The 6742-nt window shown below is 67.7% G+C and carries 7 protein-coding genes; 3 read left to right on the top strand and 4 right to left on the bottom strand.

The features are described from left to right. Window positions 1-384: 384 nt before the first annotated feature. The 4 genes from murU to AC10QF_RS02650 form a co-directional block, all read right to left on the bottom strand. On the bottom strand, window positions 385-1095 hold the full coding sequence (murU, locus tag AC10QF_RS02665) for an N-acetylmuramate alpha-1-phosphate uridylyltransferase MurU (RefSeq protein WP_494541699.1): 711 nt from the start codon (window positions 1093-1095) through the stop codon (window positions 385-387). After that, on the bottom strand, window positions 1092-2117 hold the full coding sequence (locus AC10QF_RS02660; protein WP_494541698.1) for an aminoglycoside phosphotransferase family protein: 1026 nt from the start codon (window positions 2115-2117) through the stop codon (window positions 1092-1094). Before AC10QF_RS02660 ends, murU begins: the two co-directional genes overlap by 4 nt. A 64-nt stretch (window positions 2118-2181) precedes the next feature. Further along, window positions 2182-2451, bottom strand: coding sequence for a GlsB/YeaQ/YmgE family stress response membrane protein (locus tag AC10QF_RS02655; protein WP_005415577.1), 270 nt, complete (start codon window positions 2449-2451; stop codon window positions 2182-2184). A gap of 69 nt (window positions 2452-2520) precedes the next feature. Beyond that, window positions 2521-4014, bottom strand: coding sequence for a M20 family metallopeptidase (locus AC10QF_RS02650; RefSeq protein ID WP_069139004.1), 1494 nt, complete (start codon window positions 4012-4014; stop codon window positions 2521-2523). 201 nt (window positions 4015-4215) lie between these two features. Here AC10QF_RS02650 and AC10QF_RS02645 point away from each other — a divergent pair, with 201 nt between their 5' ends. The 3 genes from AC10QF_RS02645 (at window position 4216) to AC10QF_RS02635 (ending at window position 6723) form a co-directional block, all read left to right on the top strand. After that, window positions 4216-4542: a ComEA family DNA-binding protein gene (locus AC10QF_RS02645; protein WP_032953992.1), complete on the top strand. Its 327-nt coding sequence runs from the start codon at window positions 4216-4218 to the stop codon at window positions 4540-4542. A gap of 352 nt (window positions 4543-4894) precedes the next feature. After that, on the top strand, window positions 4895-5980 hold the full coding sequence (locus AC10QF_RS02640) for a L,D-transpeptidase (RefSeq protein ID WP_494541697.1): 1086 nt from the start codon (window positions 4895-4897) through the stop codon (window positions 5978-5980). A gap of 17 nt (window positions 5981-5997) precedes the next feature. Then, window positions 5998-6723: a murein L,D-transpeptidase catalytic domain family protein gene (locus tag AC10QF_RS02635; protein WP_069139006.1), complete on the top strand. Its 726-nt coding sequence runs from the start codon at window positions 5998-6000 to the stop codon at window positions 6721-6723. Window positions 6724-6742 lie beyond the last annotated feature (19 nt).

Raw genomic sequence — 6742 nt, 5'->3', positions numbered from 1 at the left:
TCGCCGCATCCATGCGGCTCACGCCCCCGCAACCGGACCCACCCCGCCTTCGACAGCTTCCCGCGATCTGCCGGGACTGCGTACTGCACTGCTGTTGGTGGGTGTCGACCTTGGTCGACACGTGTCTTGCTTGTGGTGGGTGACGACCGTTGGTCGTCACCGGAGCAAGCGCAGCGAAGCGACACGCTTTTGCTCTTCTTTCTTTCTTCCGTGGCTGGACGCGCACGGAAACTGTCAGAGGCCGGGCGGGGTGGGTTCGCGGGGGTGTCCGCGGCATGGATGCCGCGGCCAAGCCCCCAGGGACGGGTTCATGGCGTCCCCCGCGAATCCACCCCGCCCGGCCAAGCAAGGCTTCTGCTCTCAAAACATCCAGCCACGAGGGGCTCAGCCGTTCGCCGCCAACTCAGCATCCAGCGCGCGCAGCCGATCCACGGTCCCGACATCGGTCCAACGCCCGCGATGGTGCTGCCCCGTCATCAACCCCTGCGCCATGAAATGCTTCTGCAGCGGCACCACCGAGAACTTCGGCGGAACACGCTCGCTACCCGGCGCATCGCCGATCACCGTGCGCCAGTCGGCCACGATGGAGGGGCGATACACGCCGATGCCGGCATAGGTCAGGCACGGCCCTGCGCGGTCGTGGTGCAGCAGGCCCTGCGCATCGAGTCGGTAGTCACCGTCGGGGTGTTGCGCCGGATTGTCGACCAGCACCAGGTGTGCCTGGCCCTGCGGCTCGCGCGGCAGCGTGGCGAAATCGAAATCGGTCCAGATATCGCCGTTCACCACCAGGAACGGGGCATCGCCCAGCACCGGCAATGCGTTGAGGATGCCGCCGCCGGTTTCCAGCGGGGTCTGCCCTTCGTAAAGGAAATGCAGACGCAGGCCCCACTGGCTGCCATCAACCAGCGTCGCCGGGAACTGCTCGGCCAGCCACGCGGTGTTGACCACTACCTCGCGCACGCCGAGCGCCGCCAGGCGTTCCAGGTGCCAGACGATCAACGGCTTGCCGGCCACTTCCAGCAGCGGCTTGGGTGTGTGCAGGGTCAGCGGGCGCATGCGCTCGCCGAGCCCGGCGGCAAACACCAGCGCCTTCATCGGGCCACGCGCATTGGTGCGCCCAGGTCGGCCAGCGCCGGCTTGATGCGGTTTTCCAGCAGCTGCTGCAGGGGGGCCAGCTCGCGATAGCGTGGCAGCACTTCATCCAGATAGCCGATGAAGCGTGGTGCGTCGTCCAGGTAATGGCCCTTGTTGTCGCGGTAGCGCAGGCGGCAGAACAGGCCGAGGATCTTCACGTGGCGCTGGATGCCCATCCAGTCGGCATCGCGCAGGAAGGTGGCGCGGTCGGGCACCGGCAGGCCGGCGTCGCGCGCGCGTTCGTGGTACTGCGCCAGCCACTCGTCAACGCGCTGCAGCGGCCAGCTCAGGAACGCGTCCTTGAACAGGCTCACCGCGTCGTAGGCGATCGGGCCACGCACCAGGTCCTGGAAATCCAGCACCGCGGGGCCGTCGTCGACCGGCATCAGGTTGCGCGGCATGTAATCGCGGTGGGTCATCAGCTGGGCCTGGCCCAGCGCGTTGTCCATCAACCGGCGATGCACCAGCTGCAGCCCCTCGAGCTCACCGCAGTCCAGTTCCAGGTTCAGGTGCCGCTGCAGGAACCATTCGTCGAACAGCCCGGCATCGCGTTGCAGCAGCGCCTCGCCGAACTGGCCGAAGTCGGCTGGCACCGCAATCGCCTGCAGGCGCAGCAGCTGTTCGATCGAGCGGCCAAACCATTCATCGGCATTGCGCTCGTCGAGGATCCTGGCCAGGGTCGGGCCGCCGAGATCTTCCAGCAGCAGGAAGCCGGCCTCCAGGTCCTGTGCCAACAGCGCGGGCACGCGCAGGCCGTGGTCGTGCAGCAGGCCGCGCATGCGCAGCCACGGCCGCGGATCTTCCAGCCCCGGTGGGGCGTCCATCACGATGTGGCTGCCACGGGTGCTGGTGGTGCGCCAGTAGCTGCGCATGCCGGCATCGACCGAAGCGCGCTCGACCACCGCGCTGGCATCGTCGAGCTGGGTACGGGCCCACTGCAGGCGCCGCGCGCTGCGCTGGGGATCGGAGGCGGGTTCGGTCATGCGGGCATATCCGGGGGCGCTGGGCGCGCCAACGTCGGGAACAGGAGGGGAAGGAGGGACGGGGTCAGCGGCGGCCGCTGAACAGGCGCAGGACGGCCAGCACGGCCACCGCGCCCACCACCGCACCGAGGAAACCGGCCGGTTCGCCGGGGGCGTACCAGCCCATGTACTGGCCGAACCAACCGGCCAGCAGCGCACCGAGGATGCCCAGCACGATGGTCAGCAGGCAGCCCATGCGGTTGTTGCCGGGCATGAAGAAACGCCCGAGCAGGCCGACGAAGAAGCCGACCAGCAGGATGTACAACCAGCTGCTGCTGCCGAACAGACCATTCATGCGCGCGGATTCCGCTTGAGTGTGGACGCAGCCTAGCAAGGCCAGGCTGCGTCCGTCATCGGTGCCGGATCAGCAGCAGCCGTGGTCGCCGTGGCGGGTGCCGCTGTCGGCAGCCACCGGCGAACCGCTGGTCTCGCCACGCAGGCTGGCGGCGTAGTGCTCGCTGATCACCTTGGACACGCAGGCGGTGACCTTCTTGCCCATCGGGATGTGCAGGAACTCATTCGGGCCGTGCGCATTGGAGTGTGGCCCGAGCACGCCGGTAATCATGAACTGCGCACCCGGGAACTTCTCACCGAGCATGCCCATGAACGGGATCGAGCCGCCTTCGCCCATGTACATCGCCGGCTTGCCGAAGAAGGCCTGGCTGGCATCGTCGATGGCCTGGGTCAGCCACGGCGCCATGGCCGGGGCATTCCAGCCGGTGGAGGCCTTTTCCAGGTCCAAGGTGACCTGCGCGCCGTTCGGCGGGTCGCGCAGCAGTGCTTCCTTCAGAAGTTCGCCGCAGGTCTTGCCATCGGCAGTCGGCGGCAGGCGCAGCGACAGCTTCACCGAGGTCTGCGGGCGCAGCACGTTGCCGGCCGATTCCAGCGGCGGCATGCCGCCCACGCCGGTGACCGACAGGGCCGGGCGCCAGGTGCGGTTGAGCACCAGCTCGGTCAGGTCCTCGTTCATCGGACGCAGGCCGTCGACCATGGGGAACTTCTCGAAGATCTCGGTATCGACCACTTCGGCCGCGCGCTTGGCCTGTTCCAGGCGTTCGGCCGGGATTTCCACGTTCATGCCGTCGATCAGGATGCGGCCGGTGTCCTGGTCCTCGATGCGCGACAGCAGTTGACGCAGCAGGCGGAAGCTGGACGGCACAACGCCGGAGGCATCGCCGGAATGCACGCCTTCGTTGAGCACCTTCACGGTGAAGTTGCCGCCGGTCAGGCCGCGCAGCGAGGTGGTGCACCACAGCTGGTCGTAGTTGGCGCAGCCCGAATCCAGGCAGACCACCAGCGAGGGCTTGCCGATGCGCTCGGCCAGGTGGTCGACGTAGGCCGGCAGGTCGTAGCTGCCGGACTCTTCGCAGGCCTCGATCAGCACCACGCAGCGGGCGTGCGGCAGGCCCTGGGCCTGCAGCGCCAGCACCGCGGCCAGCGAGCCGAAGATGGCGTAGCCGTCGTCCGCACCGCCGCGGCCATACAGCTTGTCGCCGCGAAGGACCGGCGTCCACGGGCCGAGATCGTCATCCCAGCCAGTCATTTCCGGCTGCTTGTCCAGATGGCCGTAGAGCAGGATGGTGTCGTCGCCGGTTTCGGCGCCGGTCGCTGGAATTTCCAGGAAGATCAGCGGCGTGCGGCCTTCCAGGCGCACCACTTCAACCTTCAGGCCGGGCAGCTGCTGGGCCCTGGCCCAGTTCTCCATCAGGGTGACCGCCTGTTCCATATAGCCGTTCTGCACCCAATTGGCGTCGAACATCGGCGACTTGTTGGGAATGCGGATGTAGTCGACCAACTGCGGGACGATTTCGCTGTCCCACTTGTCATTGACGAATTGGCCGAGCTTGGCGCTGTCCATCTGAAACTCCGGTTGCATGAGCTGTGATCGCGCCATTCTACGCCTGTGCCGCGGGTAGGGTTTTTCCTACATCACGTCGGGTATTTGGCTGGCTTACGGAAATCCGGGAAACCGATAGGCTGTGCACATGTGGTGACGGACACTGTTCCTGCCGACGGGATTGCCGGTCGGGGCGGCCAGAATCACAGGGAGATACACGTCGTGCCTTGGAGTGTCGTGTTGAGGGCACTGGTGCTGGTAGTGGGGATCGCTGGGGCGCATGCCGCCGAACCGATCGACATCAACCGCGCCGATGCCCAGGCGCTGCAGCAGGGATTGACGATGGTCGGAGCCGCCAAGGCCGAGGCGATCGTCGAGCACCGGCGCAGACACGGCCCGTTTCATCGCGTCGAGGACCTGGCGCAGGTGAAGGGGATAGGGAAAGCGATCGTCGAACGGAATCGACAGCGGATCACCGTAGGCAACAGGTTGTTGCCGGCGGATCCGGTACCCGGATCGGTACCGGTGCGGACCGTACCTAGGCGCTGACAGCAGGAATCGTCGGAACCGGCAGGAGGCTGGTTCACCGGTCGCGGACAGGAAGGCCGTGACCACCGACCGCCGCAGGACGCGGCACCAATCACCAGGATGGTGGCATCACAGACCTGTGGAAGGGGCTGAGATACAAACAGGACAGACGCGGCCGCGTGCAGGATGCAACGCTACCCCCACAGCGCAGGATGCGAGGGGGCGGCAGCAGGCCGACAAGGACGTAACGATTGCCCGGTACGACACATGGCTGTGTCGCCGGGCAGTTTCATTTCCGGCGCCTGGTTTTGCCGCAGCCACCACGGGCCTATGGTGTACGGTGGCTGCACCGCATGGAAAGGCCCCCCGCTGGATGCTTCCGCACCGCCCCACCACCCTGATGCTCGCCCTGGCACTGGCCCTGCCGCTGCTGGCCCATGCCGCTGCGACGACACCGGCTGCCAAGCCCGCAGCTGCCACCGCCGGCACCGCCGAGGTGCGCGGGCCGACCGACCTGAAGCCGGGCGAATACCTGTGGCATCCGGAAATCTCGCCGACCGGCCCGATCGTGCTGGTGGTCAGCCTCGATGAGCAGCGTGCCTACGTCTACCGCAACGGTATTGCCATCGGCCTGACCACGATCAGCTCGGGCAAGGCCGGGCACGAGACACCGACCGGCGTGTTCACCATCCTGCAGAAGGACAAGGACCACAGGTCCAACCTCTACAACAGCGCGCCGATGCCGTACATGCAGCGGCTGACCTGGGATGGCATCGCCCTGCATGGCGGCAGCCTGCCCGGGCATCCGGCCTCGCACGGCTGCGTGCGCCTGCCGCAGGCCTTCGCGCAGAAGCTGTTCAGCGAAACCCAGCGTGGCGATACCGTCGTGGTGGCCGATGCCAAGAGCTCGCCGATGACCCTGGCCTATCCGTCGGTGCTGGCACCGGTCAATGCACGCGGCCAGGTCCTGCCGGAGACGGAGGGTGGGGCGCCGGCACAGGCCTGGTGGAACGGCAGCGCGGCGCCGACCGGGCAGGTCGGCATCCTGGTCAGCCTGCACGACCAGCGCCTGTACGTGCTGCGCGATGGCGTGATGATCGGCGAGTCGCCGCTGAAGGCCGACGCGCTGCCGGCCTTCCAGGGCACCACCCTGTTCGTGATGGGGCAGGGTTTCAGCGATACGCCCAGCCCGCTGGACGCGAACCAGCGCCTGCACCAGTGGACGGCCTACCCGTTGCTGGGCCAGGACCGCGCCCGGGCCACCCCGGACCTGCTGGCCACGCCCTCGCTGCCGATGGCGCTGCCGGCCGAGTTCGCCCGCCAGCTGTACCAGGTACTGGTGCCGGGGACGACCCTGCTGGTGACCTCGCTGCCGGCGGTCCGCCCAAGCCCGGCTGAATCCGGAATGCAGCCGGTCTTGGAATCCGAGCCGCCAGGGTCCACCCTCGAGGGTAACTGAGTCCCTTCGTTGTGCCCATGACTGCATCCCGCCTGTGCCGGCTGGCCGCGTTCGGCCTGCTGGCGACCTCCGCCAGCGCCCCGGCGCTGGCACAGACGCCCGCCCTCGCCACCAGTGCCGATGATCTGGCTGCCCTGCTGTCGCGCAGTGCGCCCAAGGCCGACCGCCACGTGTTGCAGCTGGCGGCGCACGCCATGCGCTGTGCGTTGCAGCGGCCGGAGCTTGGCATCAACGGTGATCGACTGAGCGTTATCGATTACTCGCGACCGTCCACCGAGCCGCGCCTGTGGGTGTTCGACCTGGCCCACCAGCGCCTGCTGTTCGAGGAATGGGTGGCGCATGGCCGCAACAGCGGCGAGAACCGCACCGAGCACTTCTCCAACCGCGATGGCAGTTTCATGTCCAGCCTCGGCGCGTTCACCGCGCAGGAGACCTACATGGGCGGCAACGGGTATTCGCTGCGCCTGGCCGGGCTGGAACCGGGCTTCAATGACCGCGCGCGCGAACGCGCGATCGTCATCCACGGCGCGCCATATGTGAACCCGGCCACCGCGCAGCTGCAGGGGCGGCTGGGCCGCAGCCTGGGCTGCCCGGCGGTGCGCCTGTCGGTGGCCAAGCCACTGATCGATGCGTTGCGTGGCGGCACGATGGTGTTCGCCTATTACCCCGACCAGGACTGGTTGAAACACTCGCAGCTGCTGGCCGGCGGGTGCGGCGGCCAGGGCACGCTGGCCACGCGGTGATGCACGATGGCGCGCGGCG

This window comes from Stenotrophomonas maltophilia complex sp. Om-AH-Sm3, from assembly GCF_059337855.1.
This window is presented reverse-complemented; position numbering and strand designations above follow the sequence as displayed.

Bases quoted from the DNA above. Each gene is read 5' to 3' on its own strand.
- murU (WP_494541699.1), bottom strand. From the start codon at position 1,095: ATGAAGGCGCTGGTGTTTGCCGCCGGGCTCGGCGAGCGCATGCGCCCG.
- AC10QF_RS02660 (WP_494541698.1), bottom strand. From the start codon at position 2,117: ATGACCGAACCCGCCTCCGATCCCCAGCGCAGCGCGCGGCGCCTGCAG.
- AC10QF_RS02655 (WP_005415577.1), bottom strand. From the start codon at position 2,451: ATGAATGGTCTGTTCGGCAGCAGCAGCTGGTTGTACATCCTGCTGGTC.
- AC10QF_RS02650 (WP_069139004.1), bottom strand. From the start codon at position 4,014: ATGGACAGCGCCAAGCTCGGCCAATTCGTCAATGACAAGTGGGACAGC.
- AC10QF_RS02640 (WP_494541697.1), top strand. From the start codon at position 4,895: ATGCTTCCGCACCGCCCCACCACCCTGATGCTCGCCCTGGCACTGGCC.
- AC10QF_RS02635 (WP_069139006.1), top strand. From the start codon at position 5,998: ATGACTGCATCCCGCCTGTGCCGGCTGGCCGCGTTCGGCCTGCTGGCG.